This is a genomic window from Gardnerella sp. DNF00109, assembly GCF_049262845.1.
GTDB lineage: Bacteria > Actinomycetota > Actinomycetes > Actinomycetales > Bifidobacteriaceae > Bifidobacterium > Bifidobacterium vaginale.
The window spans coordinates 1,261,698-1,286,088 of the sequence record NZ_CP058406.1 but is presented as its reverse complement, the minus strand read 5'-3'; the positions used below and the strand labels follow the sequence as shown (position 1 = coordinate 1,286,088).

At 45.0% G+C, this 24,391-nt stretch carries 14 protein-coding genes; 8 read left to right on the top strand and 6 right to left on the bottom strand.

Annotated elements, in window-relative coordinates:
* The first annotated feature begins 223 nt into the window (after positions 1–223).
* From HXT20_RS05105 to HXT20_RS05075, 7 genes are all read left to right on the top strand, one after another.
* Entirely contained in the window at positions 224–7,798 is a 7,575-nt protein-coding gene (locus HXT20_RS05105) for a peptidase (RefSeq protein ID WP_422114290.1), read from the top strand.
* A gap of 919 nt (positions 7,799–8,717) precedes the next feature.
* Positions 8,718–9,875: a mevalonate kinase gene (gene mvk, locus HXT20_RS05100; protein ID WP_422114289.1), complete on the top strand. Its 1,158-nt coding sequence runs from the start codon at positions 8,718–8,720 to the stop codon at positions 9,873–9,875.
* Positions 9,876–9,941: 66 nt separating this feature from the next.
* Positions 9,942–11,081, top strand: coding sequence for a diphosphomevalonate decarboxylase (mvaD, locus tag HXT20_RS05095; protein WP_020759554.1), 1,140 nt, complete (start codon positions 9,942–9,944; stop codon positions 11,079–11,081).
* Positions 11,078–13,567: a type 2 isopentenyl-diphosphate Delta-isomerase gene (fni, locus tag HXT20_RS05090; protein ID WP_422114288.1), complete on the top strand. Its 2,490-nt coding sequence runs from the start codon at positions 11,078–11,080 to the stop codon at positions 13,565–13,567. Before mvaD ends, fni begins: the two co-directional genes overlap by 4 nt.
* A 144-nt stretch (positions 13,568–13,711) precedes the next feature.
* On the top strand, positions 13,712–13,906 hold the full coding sequence (gene rpmB / locus HXT20_RS05085; RefSeq protein WP_004105392.1) for a 50S ribosomal protein L28: 195 nt from the start codon (positions 13,712–13,714) through the stop codon (positions 13,904–13,906).
* Positions 13,907–14,273: 367 nt separating this feature from the next.
* Positions 14,274–16,691 (top strand): ATP-dependent DNA helicase RecG, encoded by a 2,418-nt coding sequence (locus HXT20_RS05080; protein WP_422114287.1) that lies wholly within the window; start codon positions 14,274–14,276, stop codon positions 16,689–16,691.
* Positions 16,692–16,945: 254 nt separating this feature from the next.
* Positions 16,946–18,094, top strand: a complete 1,149-nt coding sequence (locus tag HXT20_RS05075; RefSeq protein WP_004113479.1) for a PfkB family carbohydrate kinase — start codon at positions 16,946–16,948, stop codon at positions 18,092–18,094.
* A 125-nt stretch (positions 18,095–18,219) separates the two neighbouring features.
* On the opposite strand, the gene HXT20_RS05070 is transcribed toward HXT20_RS05075, so the two are convergent.
* Positions 18,220–19,641 carry an MFS transporter gene (locus HXT20_RS05070; RefSeq protein WP_004114561.1) on the bottom strand — a complete coding sequence of 474 codons (1,422 nt, stop codon included), beginning with the start codon at positions 19,639–19,641 and terminating at the stop codon, positions 18,220–18,222.
* A gap of 28 nt (positions 19,642–19,669) precedes the next feature.
* A complete protein-coding gene (locus tag HXT20_RS05065; RefSeq protein WP_004113476.1) occupies positions 19,670–20,608 on the bottom strand; it encodes a nucleoside hydrolase in 939 nt (312 codons plus the stop codon).
* Positions 20,609–20,833: 225 nt separating this feature from the next.
* Between HXT20_RS05065 and HXT20_RS05060 the strand changes: the two genes are divergently transcribed.
* On the top strand, positions 20,834–21,415 hold the full coding sequence (locus tag HXT20_RS05060; RefSeq protein ID WP_004117328.1) for an RsmD family RNA methyltransferase: 582 nt from the start codon (positions 20,834–20,836) through the stop codon (positions 21,413–21,415).
* Between the two features lie 503 nt (positions 21,416–21,918).
* Here the strand turns inward: HXT20_RS05060 and trmD are convergent.
* From trmD to rpsP, 4 genes are read right to left on the bottom strand one after another with little or no spacing between them, the layout of a single operon-like run.
* Positions 21,919–22,749: a tRNA (guanosine(37)-N1)-methyltransferase TrmD gene (gene trmD, locus HXT20_RS05055; protein ID WP_065189543.1), complete on the bottom strand. Its 831-nt coding sequence runs from the start codon at positions 22,747–22,749 to the stop codon at positions 21,919–21,921.
* A 32-nt stretch (positions 22,750–22,781) separates the two neighbouring features.
* A complete protein-coding gene (gene rimM / locus HXT20_RS05050) occupies positions 22,782–23,366 on the bottom strand; it encodes a ribosome maturation factor RimM (RefSeq protein ID WP_004114567.1) in 585 nt (194 codons plus the stop codon).
* Positions 23,367–23,374: 8 nt separating this feature from the next.
* Positions 23,375–23,608: an RNA-binding protein gene (locus HXT20_RS05045; protein ID WP_004113470.1), complete on the bottom strand. Its 234-nt coding sequence runs from the start codon at positions 23,606–23,608 to the stop codon at positions 23,375–23,377.
* Between the two features lie 2 nt (positions 23,609–23,610).
* Complete coding sequence (gene rpsP, locus HXT20_RS05040; protein ID WP_422114286.1) at positions 23,611–24,072, bottom strand: 30S ribosomal protein S16; 462 nt, start codon at positions 24,070–24,072, stop codon at positions 23,611–23,613.
* Positions 24,073–24,391 lie beyond the last annotated feature (319 nt).

The window sequence follows — 24,391 nt, the reverse complement described above, 5'->3', positions numbered from 1 at the left end:
GGGGGGGGGGGTACTATAGGCTTTTTTGATTTAAACATATGTTATTTGACTTCAAAAAAATTTTTAAATTGTTATAATAACCTAACAAAGATAGCTTGCGATTTTATAAACGTGCGCTATGAAAATTTTAAATTAGCGTTGTTGAAAATTTGCATTTTGCATGTCTATAGGCGGGCATGCGAATCTGCCTCGTTATCGGATTACTAAGTGAAAGAAGTATATCATGGTATCAAAATCCAGAAAGCATGCGAATACTGTGAAGTTAGATGCTGTAGTAAGTAAAGCGATTGAAAAGGCTGTTGATATGCGTAAGGTGGCTGCTCTTTCGGCTGGCGCTGCTGGCGTAATTGCTGGCGCTGCGATTGCTTTTGGCGCAACTCCTGCAATGGCTGTGGAGGCTAATGTTGCTCCTGTTAATACGAATGATTCTACAAAGGAGCAGAATTTAGTTGCTAAGAAGAATGCTGAGGCTGAGGGCTCTAAGGATTCTGATAAGACTGCGACCGAAACTACTAAGAAGGATGATGCTTCTAAGATTGAGGATTCTAAGAAAGCTGAGCCTTCTGCGGCTAAGAATGATCAGGCTGATAAGAAGGTTGCTACAGACAAGAATGTTGCCGAGACTCAGGATAACAAGTCTAAGACCGAACAGAATTTAACTAGCAGTAAGAATGCTTCTGTGCAGTCTGTAGTAAAGACTGATGGTAAGAAGCAAATTGAGAATAATGCTGAGCAGAAGAAAATCGCTGAGCAGAATACTGCGAGCACTGAGTATGTAGATAGTAAGACCACTACCAATAAGACTCCTGCAACTGATAAGACTAATACAACCAGTAGCGCCACTGCGAAAAATAACGCACCTGCAGAAAATGTTGCAAAGAAGAGTCGTACAAAGCGTTCGCTAGATGAAAATAAGCAACCTGAGACTCCTGCAAGCACAGTACCTCAGGAAGAAGATCGCGCTGGCACAGAGCACAATCCTGATGAGGTAGTTTTTTCACAAAATCTGCCAAACATTTATGGTTGGGCAACTCCTAGCAACACGTTTGATACACAACTTGAAAAGCAGAAAGTTGTGTACCATTTGCCAAAGAGTGCGGATGGCAAGCCGGTTGTACGCGTAGTAATTCTTCCAGATTCAAAAGATAGTATTAATACTGATGATCCTGAAGCTTACAAGAAAATCATCGAATTCGATTCTAATCGTGTAGATGAAATGCACCAAAGTTATTCTGGAATTTACGAGTTAAAGACGAATACTGACGGTAGCGTGGACTTGATTATGCAGCAGCCATTCAGGGATGGCGGCATATCTTCGGGTCAAGGCTATTGCGCAAACCGCTCAATCTTCTTGTATTACGATAAGACTAATTTGCAGCATGACAAAACATCTAATAACTTCCGTGTTGCAACGCTTGTTCCGCCAAAAACAGCAGGATCAATCGTCTTAAAGTATAACGATAGATTGACGGCAGATAAAGTACGAGAAGTACTTCACAAAGCAGTAAATCTTCCTACTGAACATAAGTCTGGTAGCAGTGTAGCTGATCAGCTTGTTGCTCAAAGTAAGTCAACAGGTGTTGGTTTACGCGTTGATGAAAACACTGTTAATAACACTCCAGATACGGTAGATGCAAAAATTCCGCAGGGCATGGGTTCTTATGACGGAGCTATGTTTGGAGAAATTAATAAAACTAATGATAGTGGAGATTACTCATTTGGCGAGCGAAAGCTTAAAACGTATCTTGTAACAGATTTGGGAATGAAGTCTCCGGAAATACCTCTTACTGTAGTGCGCTATAGCACTCGCATTGAGAAGCCGGTTGTGGATACAGTTGATTTTAGCAAGCTTACAGAGGATCAAAAGACTCAAATCAGAAAGAATCTTGCAAAACTTAACGGCGTATCTACCGACAAAGTTACGTTTGACAGCAGTGGTACTGCGACAATCGACTTCGATGGATTAAGTCCGCAAGATGATCCAAAGATTCCTTTGAGTGATTTAGTGCTTACAAGAGTTGCTACTGATAAAGTTGCAATTCCAAGTGATTCTTATACCTCGAAGGTTAAGGCAGTGGTTGTTGCTAATCCTTTGGGTTACTCGCAAGCTGAGTTGAAGCAAATCAAGAAAGCTATTTACGAAGCTAATAAAGACAATCAAGAGCTTGGTTTAAGTGCAAAAGACTACGAAAAGCAGATTTCGCTTGAGTATCTTACGGGAGATACGACTGCAAGTGGTGGTCAGAACACGGGCATTTCCAACGGTATGAATGAAAATAAAATTACCGTTACTATCAGAACCGATAAAGCATATGCTCAGTTTGAGTCCGACATTCAGAAGCATGAGCTTACGCGTTTGATTGATTTGCGCAAGGATTACACGCTTAGCTGGGAGGCTAGCAATAACAAGATTAGTGGGCGCACAAGCGATGAAGGTCTTGCTTGGATGGAAGATGGCAAGACTCTGGTTTACCGTTACGATCCAGATAAAGGCGAGCAAATCAATACGAAAGCCGTACTTGGTTTATTGAAAGCTACTGTAAAGTCTGATGTGAAGACTGATAACCCACAGTTGCGAGAGAATCTTCTTGGAACTGAGATTGATACTGTTAAGCGAGAAGGTTCGAACGGGCAAGCTAGACATACTCACAGGTCTTACACGGTTGACGACAAAGGAGAGCCAATTGGTGTTCTAAATCTTGTTAAGCTTAATGGTAGTAGCTATGGCGGTTTTGCAAAACCTGTTGATAACTCCAACAAGAAGATGGGTGACGAGCAGTCAAGTGTAGGCGACTTTACGTTTGACGATGACAGCAAAAAGGTAAACGTTGCTGGTAAAACAGGCAAATTCATGCTCGGGCGCTTGTTTATTGAGCCTTATAGCTTGTATTACTACAACTACGTGTATGGCGAGAACAAGTATAATTTGCGCAATACTCCTAAGGGTATCAACGTGGTGTTTGTACCGCAGACGAATCATAAGAAGGATGATCTTTCTAAGTCGATTGGCGATCACAAGCTTGCTGCTGACAAGAAGACTCCAACCGAGTCTAAGTATTACAACGCGTCTGCTGAGAAGAAAGATGCGTACGATAAGGCGCTTGATGCTGCTAAAAAAACGCTTGAAAAAGTTGGTAACAAAACTGATGCTGATTTAACCGAAGAGCTTAAGGCTGAGGTTGATAACGCGACTATTACTTTGAATAAGGCGCGCGAGGCTCTTGATGGTGATGCTACCAAGAAGGAAGAGCTGAATAAGTCGATTGAAGCCAATGGTAAGGCTCCAGAAGGCGCTACTGCTGCAACTCCTGGTACGGTAACTACTGATAAGTATAAGAATGTTACTGATCAAGCATTCCAGACCGACGATGGAAAGCCTGATACCAAGAAGAATGAAGCAGCTAAGGCTGCTAAAAAAGCTTATGATGATGCGCTTGCTGAAGCTGAGAAAGTAAAGGCTGACGACAACGCCACACAAAAGGCTGTTGACGATGCCAAGGCAAAGCTCGATGCTGCGCGTAAGGAGCTTGATAAGTACTCTACCAACAAAGATGAGTTGAATAATGCCATCGCTCAGCATGGTCATGTGTATGAGTATACGAACGATACTCTGAATACTCTTACTGTTGATCAGAAATTAGATAAAGCTGACCCAACATATAAAAATTCAACTGAAAATGAGCGTGAAGCATACGATAATGCGCTAGAGGACGCAATTCGTTTGTCAGCCGATCCAAACGCTTCACAAAAGGACGTTAACAAAGCTATTGATGATCTTAAGAAAGCTAAAGCAGCTCTTGATGCTAAAGCTACGGATAAGTCTAAGCTAGCTGCTGCAGAAAAGCAGAGTTTTGATAATCCTGATCCTGATAATACTAATGGCCCAAAGAGTACCTTCTATAAGAATGCAAAGACCAAGGCTGATGGTAATGATCAGGCTGCTTCAACTGCCATCAATAACTATGACACTGCGTTGAAGAATGCTCGCGATGTTCTTAAGAAAGAAAAAGCAACTCAAAAAGAAGTTGATGAAGCCAAGCAAAAGCTCGAAGCTGCTGAAAAGGCGTTGCACGAGGGTTACAAGACCGATGCTAACGATCTTACGAAAGCTATTGCGGACAACTTTAGCGGTTACCTTATGCCTGCGTACTTCAATGCATTTGATAAAGGCAAGGAAGGGGATACAGATGCTGCTACTGCATTTAAGAATTATAACGATGCTTATCAGAAGGCTAAGGCGCTTAAGAAAAAGCTAGAAGAAGCTAAGACTGGTAAAGATGCTCCAGATCAAGAACAGATTAATGAAGCCAAGACAGCTCTTGAAAAAGCGCGCGAAGTTATTGATAAGTACGCAACTGATACGAGCAAGATTTCTGCTGCATTGCTTAACAGTCTGGCTATTACTACAAGTCCTGCGTATCAAAACGCTTCCGCTGGTACTGAAGGATCAGCTGCTAAGAAAGCCAAGGATGCTTACGATGCTGCTCTCAAGAAGCTTCATAATGCGTTCGACAACAAGATGGATAAGGATAAGGGCGCAGACAGTCAACCTATATCTGAAGGTATTACTCCTGGAACAGATGTAGATACCACAAAGCCTAATTGTCTTGATAATATTCAACAGCACGCAAAGGGCGAGCCTTTGGATAGGGATGTTACCGCTATTCTTAAGGAGCTCAACGACGCTGCTAAGAAACTGGATGAGTTTGCAACCAAGACTGATAAGCTGCAGGAATCCATCAACAAGGATACCGATACTCAGAAGGATCCAGCGTATAAGAACACCAAGGATCCGCACAAGCTGGGTACTGATGGTAAGGAAGATAAATCTGGATACGAGGATATCAAGAAAAAGGCTAAAGACTACGACGATGCGCTTGCTGATGCTAAGAAGCTCTTGACGAATCCAACCGCTACCCAGGCGCAGGTGGATGCGGCTCTTAAGAAGCTTGATGAGAAGCGTGACGCTCTTAAGGCTCAAGATACTAACGTTGAAGCACTGAAGAAGAGTGTTGATAAGAACGGTAAAGACGCATCGGGTACTGAGCAGGCTGTTGAAGGCACAAAGGATTCCGACGCATATCGCAACGCATCTGATCCTCACTTCATGAAGGAGCAGGACGGCAAGCTTGTTCCTGATACGGATAAGAATAAAAATGCAGCCGCAGCCAAGAAGGCGTATGATGATGCTTTGACAAAAGCTCAGGAGCTTTTGAAGAGGCATGACAGCGCCGATACGCCGCAAGACGCAAAGCCAACTCAAAAAGACATCAACGAGGCGCTTAAGGCTCTCGATGAAGCACGTACCAAGCTTGACACATACAAGACTAATACGGATGCTTTGAGTACGGAGGCTGACAAGTCTCAGGCAGATACTGCGACTACTCCAACCGCTGGTCAGTTTGAGGACTCTCCAGAGTTCAAGAACGCATCTTACAAGCAAAGCGTTAAGCCAGATACTGATCCTGATGTTCAGCAGGCAAAGTCTGATATTGATGCTTATAAGAAGGCGCTTAAGGCTGCTCGCGATCTTGTAAAGGCTGCAACTGATTCAGGCAAGAAGAACAGTGAACGCCCAACGCAGAAGCAGGTTGACGAGGCGCTTGAGGCTTTGAAGAAGGCAAAGCAAACTATTACTGATGGTTACAAGACCAATCTTGATGCGCTAACCGCTGCTAAAGATTTTGCGAATGGTGACTTTAAGAAGACTCCTGAGTATAAGAATGCGTCAGCTCTTAAAGATGACTCCTCTGATACGCAGAAGCAATCCAAGGCTAAAACTGATGTTGGAGCTTTGGATGAGACCACTGAAAACGGCGCTTTGAAGAAAGCTAAGGACATCATCGAGAATCCAACTGGCAAGACTCAGCAGGAAGTCGATGATGCTCTTAAGACCCTGCAAGCAGCCATGGATACAGTTACCAACGGGTACAAGACTGTTGTTGATCCTCTTAAAAAGGAGGTTGGCGACAAGGATGCTACAGGCAAGCCTGTAACTCCTCCATTCGAGGAGTCGATTCCGTACAAGAATGCTCTGTATAAGAAGCAGTCCGAAACTGGCGATGCTGCAACTGGTAATGACTCTGCCACCAAGAAGCTTCAAGATTATAACGAGAAGTTTAAGGCTGCGCAGGATCTTATTAACAAAGTGAAGAACCCAGATCCGAATGCTGATCCAGATAAAAAGCCAACTAATGCTGATGTTAAGAAAGCTTTGGAAGCCTTGCAAAAGGCAAAGAAAGCTATCGATGATGCCTTTACGACTAATGCTAAGGATTTGAAGGATGAGTCTGCGAAGTCTACTGCTGATGGTGTAACTACCGTTGGTAAAGATGACTTTGAGGCTACTACTGAGTTCAAGAACGCTGATTCTAAGAAGACTGATGACGGCAAGGATAATGCTGACATCTCTGCTTATAAGGAAGCGTTGAAGAAAGCTAGGACTTTGCTTGAAAAGTTCGGTGATGACGGTAAACCAAAGTCTGATGTAACTGACGTTCCATCTCAGAAGGAAGTTGACGAGGCTCTTCAGAAGCTGAAGGAAATCAAGGATAAAATTCTTGCTGATTATAAGACCAGTTCTACTGAGCTTCAGCAAGAAGTTGACAAGTCTAAGGATGGAGATAAAGACACTAGAGATGACGTGTTCGAGAACACTCCTGCGTTCAAGAACGCGACTGCTAAGGGTGATGAAGATTCCAAGAAGGCTCTTGAAGACTATAACACGAAGCTAAAGACTGCTAGGGATCTTCTTAAAGCTTTCGATCGTACTACTGGCAAGCCGAAGACCAAGCTTCCAGAAGGCGTAACAACGGTTCCAACTCAAAAGCAGCTTTACGATGCTCTAGATGCATTGCAAGCTGCTAAGAAGAAGCTTTCGGATGGTTATAAGACTGATAAGACTGATCTGACTGCTGAAGCTGGTAAGGATTCTGATTTCACTCAGTCTCCTGAGTATCAGAATGCTGCAGGAAGCTCAGAGGCTGAGGCTTATAAGCGCGCATTGGATGAAGCTAATGCAGTTCTTAAGAACCCTAATGCAACTCAGGCTGAGGTTGACGAGGCTTTGAAGAAGCTCCAGGATGCTAAGCAGAAGCTTACTGATTCACACAAGACCGATAAGTCTGATTTGAACACTGAAGCTGGTAAGGATCCTGACTTCCGTAAGTCGATTCCGTTCATTATTGGTAAGGCTGCTGATTTGGCGGAGTATCAGCAGGCGTTGAATGATGCTGATAGTGTGCTTAAGGATCTTAATGCTACTCAGGATCAGGTTGATCAGGCTCTTCGTAGGCTTCGTGATGCTAAGCAAAAGTTGATTGATTCTTATAACAGACTTATTAATAGTGGCAGTGGTGTTGGTGACAATACTGGTGTTGGTGTTAATGATTCGAATACTACTAGTGTTAATAATGTTGTTGATAAGGGTGCTTTGCAGGCTGAGGTTGATCAAGCTCTTGGTGATGTTTCGGCTAATGCTAATGGCGTGGTGGCTGATTCTAACTTGGTGAGTGAGTTTAATGCGGCTTTGAATTATGCTCGTTTAGTGTTAGCGGACGCGAATGCTACTCAGGGGCAGGTTGATTCGGCTTTGGCTCGTTTGCGTGCTGCGCGTGCAGCTTTGCGTGCGGGAATGCTCGCGGCGCGTGATTCTGCTGGAGTGAATCTTAAGCGTGGTGACGTGAGTGGTGTTAATACTGGCGCTAGTTCCTCGGTGTTTGCTGCTTTGGCTGCGGTGTTTGCTGGGCTCGGAGTGGTTGGTGCTGCGTCTAAGCGTAGGAAGCATTCGGCTCGTTAGTTTAATCTGTAGCAGTGTGTGATGCTGCTACGATTGGAGTAATGTGAATTAATGGCTTGGGGATAGTTTCTTCAAGCCATTAATTATTTGGTGTTGCGCACTATTCCTTACTTGGTATTGCGCGACATTCTCTGTTTACTGTTGTATGAGGGCTGGGTGTTTCTGCGCTCGCGCGGATTAGCCGCGCTCACGTCTTCGCCGCATGTAAAGTCCACTGGACTTTACATTTAAGCGGCTCAGCGAATCGAGGTGACTTCTCGCGCGCTATGCAGCTCGAAGTCGTCGATTCGCACAACGCTCCGCCTATTACGTGTAGTCTAGAGTTGCGGTTGTTCCGTTTTGTCTTTGATTTTGTTTTTGTGTTGAGGTTTTTTTGTAGTGGTTGATCATTGGATTGTTTGATATCGGCTGCCGCTCTTATACTGTTCGACCAAGAATCACCCAGCCCTCTTACAAGTCTGAACAATTGCGTATTGCTTAATCATCGAGATTCTCGATTTTTCTTACTCTCTCAGCGAGTCGCCATCTAGCGACGCTGAGGCTCGCTTCGATAGCTGCGAAAAATCTCGAATCTCTACCTAGTTTGGCGTAATCATGTAGTGCGTTTGTACCGAGTTTACGGCGTGTCGTGTCGCTCGCGCAGGTTAGCTACGCTCACGTCTTCGCCGCACGTAAAGTCCACTGGACTTTACGTTTGAGCGGCTCAGCGCTCCGAATTGCCTTCGCGCGCTACGCTTTAAGCGCTCAGGCAGGTTGTCGCGCAAATTCGGGAAATGTGAATGTGTTGTGTGCGTATAGCGCAAATCGTGGTGTTTAATCGCTTTAGCGACTAGATTATAAAAGTTGGGCAAATAAGCTTAAACGCGCATCAATTAAGCAGTGCCAACAAGTAAGCCATATGTGTCGCAAAGGAGGATTAGTGACTGAGTGCAACACTTTAGCGAATCGCCACGCATCCAATCCGTGCGAGAGTAAGAATGCGCACAAGAATGAGCGTGATAAAGAGCGCAATAACGAGTTCAATAGTATGCTCGTGGTTGCGCGCGCAAAAAATCGCGTTGGCAGAGGCACAACTTGCGCAAAAGTGATTCTTTTTGGCGAACACTCGGTTGTTTATGGCTACAGCGCAGTAGCGCTTCCATTGCAAAATCTTAAGATGCACGCAACAGTAACAAGTGCACGAACACTCAACGACACAAGCGCCACAGCAGACGAAGGCAAAAGAGCAGAATTATGCGATTCAGCAGAAGACCTTAGCTGCCAGATGCAAAACCTCATAACACTTAAAGCATTAGGATTTGATGGTCTTTTACGAAGCGCACCTGCGCGATTCGCGTCGATTAAAACCGCAATACAAGAGGCATTACGTTTCGCCAATTGGCAGGGCGAAGCATTGCAAATAGAAACCGTTTGCGATTTTCCGCCAGAGCGAGGATTGGGGTCTTCGGCGGCAGCGGCAGGAGCAGTGATCCGCGCAATACTCGACTACTACAGTATTAATGCCAGCGATGAAAAACTATTCGAGATTACGCAAGACGCAGAACGCGTTGCGCACGGGAAAGCATCTGGATTAGACGCCACAGCAACCAGTGCGATGCTGCAGCAGCCAGTTCGCTTCTTGGATGGCAAATTTAGCCGAATGAGCATAAGCCCAACAATACGCGCTTGGATTGTGCTAGCTGATTCGGGATTCAAAGGAACAACAAAAGTAACAGTAGAAGCATTACGCAAAAAACGCGATAGCCAGCCGAAAATCGTAAATGCACTTTTGCAAGAGCTTGGTCAAATCGCTCTTAACGCAGAGAATGATTTAGAGTTTGGCAATATACAAAATATTGGATCGAGCATGACTCGTGCTCACAAAATTCTTGCGGAATTAGGTATAAGTACGCCATTTTTAGACGCTCTAGTTAAAAATGCTTGCGAAAATGGTGCTCTAGGAGCAAAGCTTACAGGCGGAGGCGGAGGTGGATGCATTATAGCAATTGCGCAAAGTCAGGAGGATGCGTCTAAAGTAAGCATAGCGCTTAAAAACGCTGGAGCAGCTAGAACGTGGATTGTAGAAATTGGGCAATAATCATAACTAATTCGTTAGTATGCTTTAAAAACGCTTTAAAGACTAAAGACTTAAGAAAGGGTACGCGTGGAAAACGTTGAAATTGAGCCAAAAATAGCGTTTAATGTGCTTGATGATATTGATGCGTTTAATAACAGTAATTACGGAGCCGCTTTTACAGCTACAGCAAACGCAAATATTGCGCTAATCAAATATTGGGGGAAACGAGATGAAACTCTGATTTTGCCATATACTTCCTCATTATCTCTGACTTTAGACGGATTTTCCACAACAACAAAAGTACGATTTGATGATTGCCTAGAGGCAGACTCGATTTGCTTAAACGGAGTAAACTTTACAGGCGATTTACTCCAAAGTTCAGAGCGTGCACGAATAGTAAAAATGCTAGATATTGTGCGAAAAATTGCTGGAATTAAGAGCAAAGCACAAGTCGTAAGCGTAAACACAGTTCCAACAGCCGCAGGATTAGCTTCTAGCGCATCTGGTTTTGCGGCACTTGCGTCTGCAGCATCATACGCCGCAGGATTAAACCTAAGCCCACGCAACTTATCGATTCTAGCTCGCAAAGGATCTGGATCAGCATGCAGGTCGATTTACGGCGGATTAGTATTATGGAACGCTGGCGCAAGCGACGAAACGTCTTACGCAGAGCCAATCGAAACACCAGAAGAGCTTCAACTAGCAATGGTAACTGTTATTTTAAACTCTAGTAAAAAGAAGATTTCAAGCCGTGAAGCAATGCGACGCACAGTAGAAACATCACCAATCTACGCAGACTGGATCAAAAACTGCAAAAAAGACCTAAATACGGCGTTATCAGCTATCAAAAATTGTGATATTCAAGCATTGGGAGAAGTGTCGGAGAGAAACGCTTTAGGAATGCACGACGCAATGCGCGCGGCTGCTGAAAGCGTAAACTATTTAACAGATGAAACGCATGTTGTGCTTAACGTTGTGCGAAAAATGCGCGATGAAAGCGGATTTCCAGTTTGGGCTACAATGGATGCTGGTCCGAATGTTAAAGTTTTAACTAGCGCGGAGCAAGTTTTGCGAGTTAAAAACGAGTTGAGTTTGCGCGTGTTGAGTGAGATTAAGCGTTTGCGCGAGTCGCAGGAATCGCCGTCATTTAGCAGCTTTGCGCAATCCAATCCGCAGTTTGTTATTGCACGCCCAGGAAGTGGCGTTAGCATACGGAGAGAATCATGACTAATGAGCAAGCTTTAGCGCCTGGAAAACTTTACATAGCAGGCGAATACGCTGTTGTAGATGGATGCGCTGCAATCGTAGCAGCTGTGAATCGTTATGTAAAAGTTACAGTTGACGATGACAACCTACTAATACGTGATAGTCATGGAAAAACGTATAACAGCTGCGACTTTAATAAAAACGAATCCGAAAAAAATAATCTTAAAAAACTAGATTTACCAACATTTTACGGAAAAATCACGAGTGAGTCTAAAAACTATAAGCCTCTTTATTGGAAGCGTGGAATCTTCGGCAGGGAATTTATTTTAGACGAAAAAGATGCAGAAGATATAACTATGAGCGCAAAAGACTCAACGGATGCTTGCGACTTGCCAGCGGAAAAGTCGCCAGCAACCAGCGATGAACAAAACCAAGATTCTCAAATAAAAAAATTAAAAAAAATCTATTCATACGTATTTTCCGCAATGCAAATAGTAGACGATTTTGCGCGCGAAACAAAAGAAGTAAAAAACGTTTTACTAGATGAAGGAAATACAGCCATAAACCTATACAATCTACAAATAGAAAGTGATTTAGACGATAAAAAAACAGGCAAAAAATACGGGCTTGGATCATCTGCAGCCGTAACGGTGGCGGCTGTGCGAGCGCTGTGCAAATGGTACGGATTAACGCTTACAACGCCAGAATTGTGCAAGCTAGCCATAATTGCATCGTCGCTAGTAAAAAAGTCAGGAAGCGGCGGAGACGTGGCAGCAAGCGCATACGGCGGATGGGTAATGTACCGCGCGTACAATCGCGAATGGCTTGAAGCAGAAATAGAAATGATTGAAAGTGGAGACTCAAGCCTACACAAGCTGCTTAGAAAAAAATGGCCGCGATTTGAAGTAAAACGATTAAAAGTAGGCGCAGGCTTGCGACTCTTAGTTGGGTGGACGGGGAATCCTGCCAGCAGCGCAGAACTTGTTGGAAGTGTAAAAGCTGGAGTGAAGGCTGGCGATTTAACCGCGCACAATCCCTCTAAAACAAGCGCTAAGACTTACTCTAAAACATACGAAGATTTTTGCGTACAAAGCGAAAAATGCGTGCAAAAAATCGCAAATGCGCTAGAAAATGGGCGCATAGACGCGTTATTAAGCGGATTTGCGCGAAATCGTGCGCTGCTGAAAGATCTTGGCGAAATCACGGGAACATTAATCGAAACGCCAAAACTCACGCGGCTAATAGAAGTTGCCAATGATGCAGGATTGCCGTCCAAAACAAGTGGAGCAGGCGGAGGAGATTGCGGAATCGCGATTGCGCGCGCGGAAGATTTTGATGCTGTGTTTGTTCGCATTGAAGAAGAATGGCAAAACAGCGGTATTGAGGCGCTTAATCTGAAAGTCGCAGAATTTGATGAAAGTAGCGACCTCTCGCTTATTGAACAACGCAAAGACGATCACATAAAACTCGCGTGCGAACAATACAATGCGCACGCGGAATCTGGTTTTGAACACGTGCGGTTTATTCCAAACGCGCTGCCGCAATTGGCATTAAGCGATGTAGATACAAGTGTGAGCGTGTTTGACGAAAGCACAAAATGGGATACTCCGCTGTATATTAACGCAATGACTGGCGGCAGCAAAAAAGGCGAAAATATAAACGAGTCGCTAGCGAGGGTAGCTGCAAAAACTGGCTTAGCAATGGCTTCTGGCTCGCTAAGCGCAGCGCTTAAAAATCCGCGGCTTGCAGGGACTTTTAGCGTGATTCGACGCTTTAATCCGCATGGATTTGTAATGGCGAATGTAAGCGCAGGAGTGAGCGCTGAGCAGGCGATTAAAGCTGTAGAAATTTTGCAAGCAAACGCGTTGCAAATCCACCTAAACGCGGCACAAGAGCTTGTGATGAGCGAAGGAGACCGCGATTTTAGTGCGTGGCTTAACAATATTGAGACAATTGTAAGCGCGCTTGATTCAATGAAAGTGCCAGTTGTTGTTAAAGAGACTGGGTGCGGAATGGGTGCTCGTGATGTGCTGCGCTTGCAAAATGTGGGCGTGCGCGCTGTAGATGTTGGCGGACGCGGAGGCACGAATTTTGTTGCGATTGAAAACGCAAGGCGTGGGCGTGAAAGCGGCTACGAGTTCCTCGATTCCTGGGGGCTTACAACTGTCGAATCGTTGCTAGACATAGCGCAATGCGATGAGATTTTGCGCGAGCCGCGCGATTCATCGGATTCTTGCAATAGTGCGCGAATGCAAGTGTTTGCAAGCGGAGGAGTGCGTACGCCGCTTGATGTTGTGCGCTCATTGCGGCTTGGTGCAAGCGCTGCTGGAGTTGCTGGCGAATTTTTGCACACGCTTATTAACGAAGGAGAAGATGCGCTTGTTGAGCAAATTGAGTCTTGGAAGGCGCAGATTCGTGTGATTATGGCGTTGCTTGGATGCAAGAATATTGAGGATTTGCGCGAAAATTCGCGGATTTTGATTGATGATAAGCCCTGTGTGATTTAATGTCGGGCGTAGTGATATACTTGTGTAGTTGTGCGTTCAAGCATGCTTATTTGTTTATGCGATTTAGCGTCGGTTAGTCGCGTGGGCGGTTTGCGTGGGTGAGCGACGCAAGACTTGCAAGTCAAAGAAAATAGGAGTCCAATTATGGCAGCTCGTTGCGCAGTATGTGGCAAGGGACCGCAAACCGGTTTCAGCGTTTCACATTCGCACATCCGCAATAAGCGCACCTTCCGCCCGAACCTTCAGCCGGTTCGCACCACCATTGATGGCGAAAATGTTCGCCTTCGTGTGTGCGTAAAATGCATTAAGGCAGGTAAGGTTCAGCGCGTTGAGGCGTGAATCGCGTGTTAGATGTAAGGCCCTGAGCAGTGCTCGGGGCTTTTTTGTTTCCCTATTTTTCGCTTAAATCGTAGCACGCTTTCCTATTTGTTGTTGCGCGAGGTTTGAGTATTTCTCTCCTCGCAAGTCCCGTCGCTACGCTCCTCTTTTATTGCTCGTATAGAAATACATCAAACCTTCTGAATATCTAAAACTTTTGCGTGGTTTTTATCACCGAGATTCTCGATTTTTCTTCTTCATTCGATGAATCACCATCAAAGATGCTGAGGTTCATCTCATTCAGTGCGAAAAATCTCGAATCTCCACCTCACTTGCGCTCCGACCTACCTTTTCGCTTAAATCGTAGCGCAACGATTATAATCGAAGTATGGCAGCACGCATAACACTAAACACAGCAATATCGTCAATCGTAAGCAACAAGAGACGCGTGTCTTCCCTAAAATCACTAGGCGTAATCACAGTAAAAGACGCGCTAACATACTACCCGTTTAGAGTCACAAATCCGCTAAAACGCGCGCATTTAAGCCAAATTTTGCCAGGTCAAGAAGTGGCGTTCTCAGCGACAATACAATCTATAAACATAGTGCAAATGGCAGCGCGACGAGGATATCGGCTAGAAGTAAACGTAGCGCAAGATGCGGCACAAGCACAGATTGTGTATTTTTCAAAGAACAGACAATACGTGCAATGGGTTAGTGGCAGAATTGCAGTAGGACAAACCGTTGTTGTAGGAGGCACAAGCGGCGAGTTCAATGGGAGACTACAGTTTACACATCCGCAGATTCTAACTGTTCGAGCAAAGAGTGCTGAAAGCGATGATTCTGCTTATAATACTGATGCGCGCGTGCAAAACAGCGATGATTTTTCTGTGCAAAGTGTAGAAGATGGGATTGAAAAACTTTGCGCGCCACAACCGATTTACCACGCAAATTCGAGAATATCTAGTGAACATATTCACGAGACGATTTTAGGATTATTGCGACTTTTTAAGACTTGCGATTCTAGCGATTTTAATGTTGATACTACAGGTGTTGCTGATACAAATGTTCCTGATACAAATGTTCTTTCAGATGTTTTGCCAGACGTTCTGCCACAATTCGTCACAAACAGTAGAAACCTAATGCACCGCGCGGCAGCATTCGAATCAATCCACAATCCACAAAACAAAAACGACTTTGAAAACGCAATACACACAATGCGCTACGAAGAAGCATTCATATCACAAATAGCAGTTTTGCAATCACGCAAAAAATCAGGGGAAAATAAGGCATACACGTGCGAAAACAGCGAGCTAAGAAAACACTTTGAAGAAAGCCTACCATTCGAGCTAACAGAAGGACAAAAAAACGTTATTAGCGAAATAACAGCAGATATGCAAGGCGAATCGCAAGCAACCGAGGAGTCCCCATTAAAACCAATGCGTCGTCTTTTGCAAGGAGAAGTCGGCTCTGGAAAAACAATAGTAGCAATGAGCGCAATGCTACAAGCCGTAGGATCAGGACACCAAGCGGTACTAATAGCCCCAACACAAGTATTAGCATCACAGCATGCCACAAACCTACAACAGATGATTGAGCGTGCAGGGATAAACGTTGAAATAACGCTCATAACAGGCGGAATGAAGCTAGCCAGCAGACGAAGTGCACTAGCAAAAGTAGCAAGTGGAGAGCCAGCGATTATTGTGGCAACACACGCAGCTTTCTCCGCAAGCTTTAAACCAACAAACCTAGCGCTGGTGATAATCGACGAACAGCACAGATTTGGCGTAGAACAACGAGACACACTATTACGCAAGATAAGCGGAAACGCGGTTCCACACTTGTTAGTCATGACAGCCACACCAATACCGCGATCCGCAGCAATGACATGGTTTGGAGACCTAGACGCATCCTATTTAACAGAGCTTCCAGGCGGACGCAAACCAATCCGCACTTTTGTAATAAACGAAGAAGACTCGCATAAGATGGCATCCATGTTCTACCACATTCGCTCCAGAATCGATGCAGGAGAGCGAGCATATGTTGTATGCGCTCGAATAGACAGTGAAGACAGTGAAGAAAACAACGATAATACTTACAATACTTACAATAATGCTGATGCGATCTACCAAGAGACCCAAGACTCATACACTCTAAATTCACAAAATACCCAAAATACACAAATTGCTCAGCGAGAAGTCCACACAGTTTTACAAATATCAAAACGCTTACAAAACCTACCACAATTCAAAGGCGTAGAATTCGCACAACTAACAGGTCGTACAAGCGACGAAGAAAAACGCGAAATAATGCACAAATTCGACAGTGGACAAGTACAAATCCTAGTTTCCACAACGGTTATAGAAGTCGGAGTAGACGTAGCAAAAGCCAGTTGTATAGTGATTTTCGACGCAGACCGCTTCGGACTAGCACAACTACACCAGCTCAGAGGACGAGTGGGACGTTCAGGCACACAATCCTGGGCTTTCCTAGTGTCAAACGCACCAAACAATCAGTTAGCAGCTGAACGTTTACAAGTAGTAGAAAACTCGTTAGACGGCGCCATAATAGCCCAAAAAGACCTAGAATTAAGAAACGTTGGAGACGTTCTAGGAGACAGTCAGTCAGGTGGAAAATCCAGTCTAAAACTATTAAGAGTAGTAAAAGACGCAAAAATCATTGCAGAAGCAAGAGAGGACGCAAACACGCTACTAGAACACGACCCGACCTTACTAGAACATCCACAAACCGCCGGAGCAGTTTTAGACTTTACACAAGGTAGCAGCACAGCAATACTAAGCAATTAGATTAATGAAATCAGATTCATGAAACACAAATTGCCCAAGTAGTTTTGTACAAAAATCGCTTTTAATAGGCTAAAAGCACTATTAAAAGCGGCTGATAACGATTAAGCACCCAGACGCCAAATAAAAAAATAAACGCCAAATAAAAAATAATATAATAAAAAATAATATATATTTTCACAATAAACGTGCGAAAAAAACAATTTTTGAATATCCTAGATATATAGAAAGGTAAAATCGCGAGAGATGAGGCAAAGATGACTGAGCGCGAACAACAAATTCTATCGTGGATTCAACAGAACCCTATGATTAGTCAGCAAGAACTTGCAGACCTAGCAGGAATAACAAGATCAGGCGTAGCTGCACACATTTCCAATCTTATTCGCAAAGGATACCTTAGAGGAAAAGGATACATAGTCACACCACCTAGCTACGTAACAGTAATAGGCGGAATAAGCATGGACGTGCTGGGAATCGCGTGCGGAGACCTAATGGACTACACTTCAAACGCTGCAAAAGTACGATACGCGCTAGGCGGAGTCGGACGAAACATAGCCGTGGCACTAGAAAGAATGAACACACGAGTAAGCCTAGTATCCGTGTACGGCGGCGACCACAACGGAGAATTATTCAAAGTCGACGCGTCTGTAAACGGATTAGAAATAGGATACTCAAAGCAGCTACCAGATGCAATGACAGCATCATACATGTATGTAGGAGACGCATCGGGGCAAAGGCTTTTAGCACTAGACGACATGAGCATCTACGATTACATGACACCAGACTTCTTGCGCGAAAGAATATCGATAATAGAAAACGCAGACATAGTTGCACTAGACACCAACATTTCACAAAAATCCTTCGAATGGGTGTGCGACAACTATCATAGACCAATAATGGTGCGCGCAATAACCGATGCAAAAGCTCCACGAATACTTTCCAGACTACACTGCATAGACACACTCATATTAGACACAGCCGAATCGCAGGCGTTAACAGGCATTTGTGCGGTAGACGAAAAATCTGCAGTAAGATGCGCTAAGGTATTGCTAAAACGAGGAGTTGGGCATGTGTTTGTTAACTCGGGGCGCGAAGGAGTAGCGTATGGCGTAGCGGACGAAGGAGTAGCGTTCTATCCCGTACCGCTAAAACGTGTACAAAGAATGATTGTTGCGCACGGAAACGGTGGAGAAGGCGTGCGCGCGGTTGGCAACGACAATGGTTCAAGCGATGCTGCTACAGCGGCGTTGATCTATGCTAGATATAATCATTTTGATAACACGAAGACAGGGCGATTCGCTGTAGCCGCCGCAGCTCTTAACACAGAGTCGGTAGAAGCTGTGCACGAGTCGATGACTCCAGAGCTTGTAATGGAGAGGATGGAAAACATTCACGAGCGCGTGTAAATACCAAATCTCTATCTTTGGTGTTGAGCAAAAAATTTGCCTGAGAATGGTGCGCAAAATATGATTTTTGCAACATTCTCAGGCAATTATTAAAAGAATGAAAACGAATGAATTAGATTAGTGAATCACTCGCAATCTTCTGGCTTAGGAATCAAGAATGAGCATGCAAACGCCAAAGCAAGTAGCACGATTCCAGCAACCATCGAAGCAATATATCCAGCTGATGCTCCAGCAGATTGTACAAAATTAGTCATAACAGCGTAAAGAATCGCAAAGCTCAAGCCTGCACCAAGATTAAACGCGCCAGCATTCATTCCAGGCAAATATCCAGGATTATCCTTTGGCGAAAGCACAATTCCAAGACCGTTAAGCATAATGTTTGCAACGCCAGCATAGCTGATACCAAGCCACAAAGAAAGCACTACAAGCGACCAAACAGAAGGCGAGGCTGCAACATAAATTCCAAACACCACGCCAAGAACGCTCACAAGAATTCCAGCACGCAGCACAAGACGATACCCGAACTTTGCAGCAAGCATACCCGCAACAGGTCCAAACACGAAGCCGATGATTGCGTAAGGTGTAAGAGTTGCAAAGCTTACGATGTCCGCACCCATTCCAGCGCCAGCCTTAGCATCTTGAGCTAGCTGTGGAACAACGCCGTTCATAATTGCAAATACGCCAGTCATAGTAAGAAGCGTGCAAGAAAGCAAGCCCCAAGTGCGACGCTGACTCATATATTTTGTAGAAACAAGAGGAGCAGAGTTTTTGCCCTCTACGTTCCAGAACACTACAAAGAATACTACTGCAAGAACCACAAGACCTGCTACAAGACTCAAATTCGCGCCAGCAAGTTTACCAATCTCGTTGATAGCAAGATATGCTGCTAGGAATGCTATACCAAGGGTTACAACTCCAACCCAATCCATCTTTGGCGTATCTTGAGCATGGGATTCTTCAGCATAGAAAGCAACCAAAAGAACAGCGATTATACCAATGGCTGCCATAGTCCAGAATACGGATCTAAAGCCAAAGTTTCCTGCAAGCCAGCCGCCAAGAAGCGCATCAACGCCTGCAATACCGCCGTTCACAGAAGTCAGAATTGCCATTAGCTTTGCGTAGCGTTTTTCTTCGCTAACGCGCACGCGAAGCATAATCAAGCACATTGGTACAACAGGTCCGCTTGCTCCTTGAAGAATTCGTCCAATCATAAGAACTGTTACATTTGGCGCAATAGCACTCACTGCACAACCCAAAATAGTGGAGATTAAAATTCCAGTAAGAACCTTTTTTCGTCCAACAAGATCAGCTAAACGCGGCAAGAACAGCGAGAATAATGCTGCTGCAGTAAAGAATACTGTTTGCGTTAAGGCGATTTGAGAATCCGTTGTTTTAAGCTCTCGAGTCATTGTTGCTAGAGCTGGAGAAAGCATAGATGCGTTAAGCTGGAATGCGAAAATCGCCACAAGCAGCGCTACCATAAGCGCTACGATTGATCGTCCACCCTTATCCAACATAGATGGTTTTTTAGATGAAACCTCAGTCATAATTAACCTCTATTTTCAATTACCTCAATTATTTCAATTCTTTTAAAGCGTCAATAATCAAATCCCAGAACTTGTTAAAGTCGAGTTTAGTTGCCACTTGAGTATGGCACTTGTCAGCCGATGGCTCTGGTCCACGCAAATCTGCTACCGTCATGCCAAGCGTCAAATCTCCCTTAATCTCAACGTCTACAGGGCATCTGCGAGTTTGTACAACGCTGTGATCTATCAAATATGCAACCGTGCAAGGATCATGAACTGGTGGGTCGATAAAGTCCTGGTTGTTCTTGTATGCCTTACGGAAGAAGTCCATCAATCCGCTTGCAAAAGCAGAAAGAGGCGTACCGATAGCGTCAATCCTAGCTTGTACTTCTGGAGTGCAAAGTGCCTGATGAGTTAAATCAAGACCAACCATTGTAATAGGCCAATCTTCATTAAACACAACGTGAGCGGCTTCTGGATCTACCTTAATGTTAAACTCTGCAACTGCGCTCCAATTGCCAACGTGATAGCCGCCGCCCATGAGAACGACTTCCTTAACTCGGCTAACGATTCGTGGCTCTAAGCGAACTGCCATAGCTATGTTTGTAAGAGGTCCAGTTGGTACAAGTGTGATCGTGCCTGGCTCATGACTCATTATTGTGTCAATAATCCAGTTTACTGCGTGTCCCTCATCTAAAGGACGAGTTGGCTCTGGCAAAGTCACTCCATCCAGGCCGGTTTCTCCGTGAACAGCAGCAGCAACTTCTAGAGGACGAATCATTGGGCGGTCGCAGCCTGCGTGAACAGGGATATTTGTAGCATGTGCCATTTCTAGAGTCGCTCGCGCATTGTAAGTCACCTTTTCTAGGCTTTGATTTCCGCCGACTGTTGTTACACCAAGCAAATCAATGTTTGGATTGCCAAGCGCTAGCAGAATAGCCATAGCGTCGTCATGACCTGGATCGCAATCTAGAATGATTGTGGTCATTTTAGCTCCTTAGTTGTTTAGTTATATGTCAGTTGTAGTTGGGATTTATATATTTTATGCTTAGGCTTTTTAGCGAACTTCATTGTTTAGCGTAGTTTGGGATAAATCGTCAGAAACCAGTGCTAAGCAACATTTGTTTATATAAATAAACAAATGACCGTTCCAAGTATATCAATAACAAAATTCGACACAAGTCTAAGTAATTTAAAATGATATGCTTAAAACATGCACGTAATTGCAGGAAGATTTAAAGGCACGCCATTATGCGCTGCAAAGTCATGTACAAGACCAACAACAGATCGCACAAAAGAGGCGATTTTTTCTAGGCTCGACTCATGGGGAGTATGCGATGGTGCTCGAGTACTCGACTTATTCGCTGGCACAGCGGCGTTAGGTGTAGAAGCGATTTCTAGGGGCGCAAGAGAACTCGTGTGCGTAGAAGCGAACGCAGCTGCGGCGGCGTTAATAACAAAAACTGTTAAAGTACTACAAAGTCAAGGCGCGTGGAGTGAAGATTTAAGCGCTCGCGTAAATAAAAGACGCGCAGAGCAGTTCGTACAAGACTACAGCGGTGAAGCGTTCGATTTGGTGTTTGTGGATCCGCCGTACGCATTAGAGACAGAGCAAGTTGAGCTTTTGATTGAGAATATGGTCAGTAAGGGCGTTGTAAGTGCCGCAGCTGACACGCTTATTGTTTTAGAGCGTAGCGCGCGCAGTGTTGCGCCTAAGATTTGTGCTGGGTGGGAGATTTTCGACACGCGCAACTATGGCGAAACTGCTGTTATGTTCATTCAATCTACTAATTGACCTTTATTCGCGTTTAGAGCGTGACCAAGTGCGGTAGAGATTCGAGATTTTTCGCCGCTATCGAGGCGAGCCTCAGCACCGAAGGTGGTGACTCGCCGAGAGAGCAAGAAAAATCGAGAATCTCGGTGATTAAGTGATACGCAATTGTTCAAGCATGTAAGAGGGCTGGGTGATTCTTGGTCGAACAATATAAGAGCGGCGCCGATACCAAATAATCCAATGAGCCACCACTACAAACAAACCTCAACCCAAAAACAAAATCAAAGCCAAAACGGAACAACCGCAACAACAACCAACACGTAAGAGGCAGAGCGTTGTGCGAATTGACGACTTCGAGCTGCATAATGCGCGAGAAGTCACCTCGATTCGCTGAGCCGCTTAAATGTAAAGTCCAGTGGACTTTACGTGCGGCGAAGGCGTGAGCGCGGCTAATCCGCGCGAGCGTAGAATTAGCCAGCCCTCACGCAACATCAAGTAAGAAATCGCGCTAGCGCAGCTAAATTTTACAGGTTGGCGCGCTTTGGCGAATCGCCAGAAACCTCCCACCCAAGGCTAATCAGCGTTTTTCTATCTTGCTTACTAAGCGACTTGCAATCAAGTTTCTCAATTAAATCTGGTCTAATCTGGCTCGTGCGCGCTAGTGCATCATCTCTGCGGAAGCGATCCACTTTAGCGTGGTCGCCCGAAGTAAGAATCGCAGGCACGCTAATATCGCGCCAAGTTGTGGGACGAGTGTATTGGTGATGCTCAAGAATCGCATCCGCGCCAGTGTACGACTCTTCAACAATCGACTCTGGGTTACCCATAAAGCCTGGAATCAAGCGCGTAATGGCCTCTACCATAACGCTAACAGCCACTTCGCCGCCGTTAAGAACGTAGTCGCCAATGGAATATTCGCGCACATCTACTCCGCGCGATTGATAGTATTCTGGGATTCGCGCGTCATAGCCTTCGTAGCGTCCGCACCCAAATACAAGTCGCTTTGCGCTTGCTAATTGTGTAGCGTCTTTTTGCGAAAACAGTGGGGCAGAAGGGTTTGGGAAGATTAGAACTGTGCCGTTATCGCCAATATCGGCTTTGTTATCGTCATTATCGGCGTCATCTCCATTATAAAGCAGCTCATCAAGGCATTCCGCCCACACTTCTGGCTTCATAACCATTCCAGCGCCGCCACCAACTGGCGTATCATCAACCGATTGATGAACGTCATGCGTCCATTTTCTAAGATTATACGCGTTGATTTTAAGCAAGCCATTATCTTGCGCTTTACCAAGCAAGCTCAAATCTAGCATGCGAAAATATTCAGGGAACACGGAGATTATGTCGATTTGCATTTTATAAAGCCTTTAAGCTTAAATCATGTGTTTTAGATTCCTGGGATTAATCCACCTGGAGGATCTAAAGTTAAATATTTTTCTTTAAGATTAACTTCTGGAACCAGTGCTTGAACGAAAGGCACTAGCGCAGTTTTATCATCGCCAACAGGAGTTGAAAGTCGGATTTTAAGCAATGATTGAGCACCATCAATAACGTCTACGACTTTGCCGATTTCACGCGGCGCAACTCCAAGTGAATTATTCTCACAAATGCGCGCGCTAAGACCCACCAAATCCTTAATATACCAAGCATTTTCTTGCTCTAACTCTTGCGCGCTTTGAGCCTTAGTGTAAAGCTCTAAACCGTTTAAGGCCTCTGCATCGTTGCGATTTAGACTTTGTTCAAAAAGCAAAATCCAACGGCTTTTAAACGTTCGCGCAGACTCGATTGTAAACTCGCGCTCGCCGTCTTGCGTGTAAAGCACATTGCCTGCTTTAAAGCGCTCATAAGGTTCGTCGGTAAAAATTTGGACAGTGACTTCGCCTTTTAGTCCTTGCGCTTTTCCAATACGACAAACCCTCAGTAGGTTGTTTGAACCTTGCTGAGGGTCGTCAAAAAGTTGGTTTTTAGCCACGTTCAATCTCACTTACGTACGTCCATAATGTCAACGCGAACGTTGTGGCGGCTTAAAGCCTGTACAACAACGCGAATGGCATTAGCGGTACGACCGTTTCTTCCAATAACTCTACCGATGTCTTCTGGATTTACGCGCACGCGCAAGAGTTCGCCGCGAGCGTTTTCGTGAGAACGCACGGACACGTCATCTGGAAAATCAACGATGTTTTTAATGAGATGTTCCACAGCTTGAGCCAGCATAATTACTCAGCCTTTTCCTCGGCTTCAGCATCTGCTGCTGGAGCTTCTTCAGCTTCGTTCTTAGCGGCTTCTGCAGCAGCCTGAGCCTTTGCAGCGGCTTCGGACTTAGCAGCCTTAAGCTTCTGAGCTTCGGCTTCTACAGCCTCAACGCGAGCCTGTGCGTCTGGACCAGCTTCGCCAGTCTTCAAAGTGCCTTCTGCACCTTCAAGACCATTGAACTTCTGCCAATCGCCAGTAATCTTTAGCAGCTTCAACACTGGTTCGGTTGGCTGTGCGCCAACGCCAAGCCAGTACTGTGCGCGGTCAGACTTAATCTGAATCAAAGATGGCTGCTTGTTTGGATCGTAGATGCCGATCTCTTCGATGGACTTGCCGTTACGCTTGTTGCGCGAATCAGAAATTACAACGCGATAGAAGGCGTAGAACTTCTTGCCCAATCTCTTAAGACGAATCTTGGTTGCCAAAATGGCTCTCCTTATAACTAGAGTCGTAGAATTTCGCTCGGGTGTGGGGCACTCCTTGCGAGTTCCACTGTTCCTCGCGTGGTCGATAAGAGGGCTTCGATTCACGCGAATAACTTTTCTATTATGACTGATTGCGTGGACGTTCGCGCGCTTAGACCGTGCGAACGACAGGACCTACCTTTTCGCTTAGAGCGTAGCGCGCGAAATTCTCTGTTTGGTGTTGTATGAGGGCTGGCTAATTCTACGTTCGCGCGGATTAGCCGCGCTCGCGCCTTCGCTTGCGTTGAAAGCACACTGTGCTTTCAACTTTGAGCAAGCT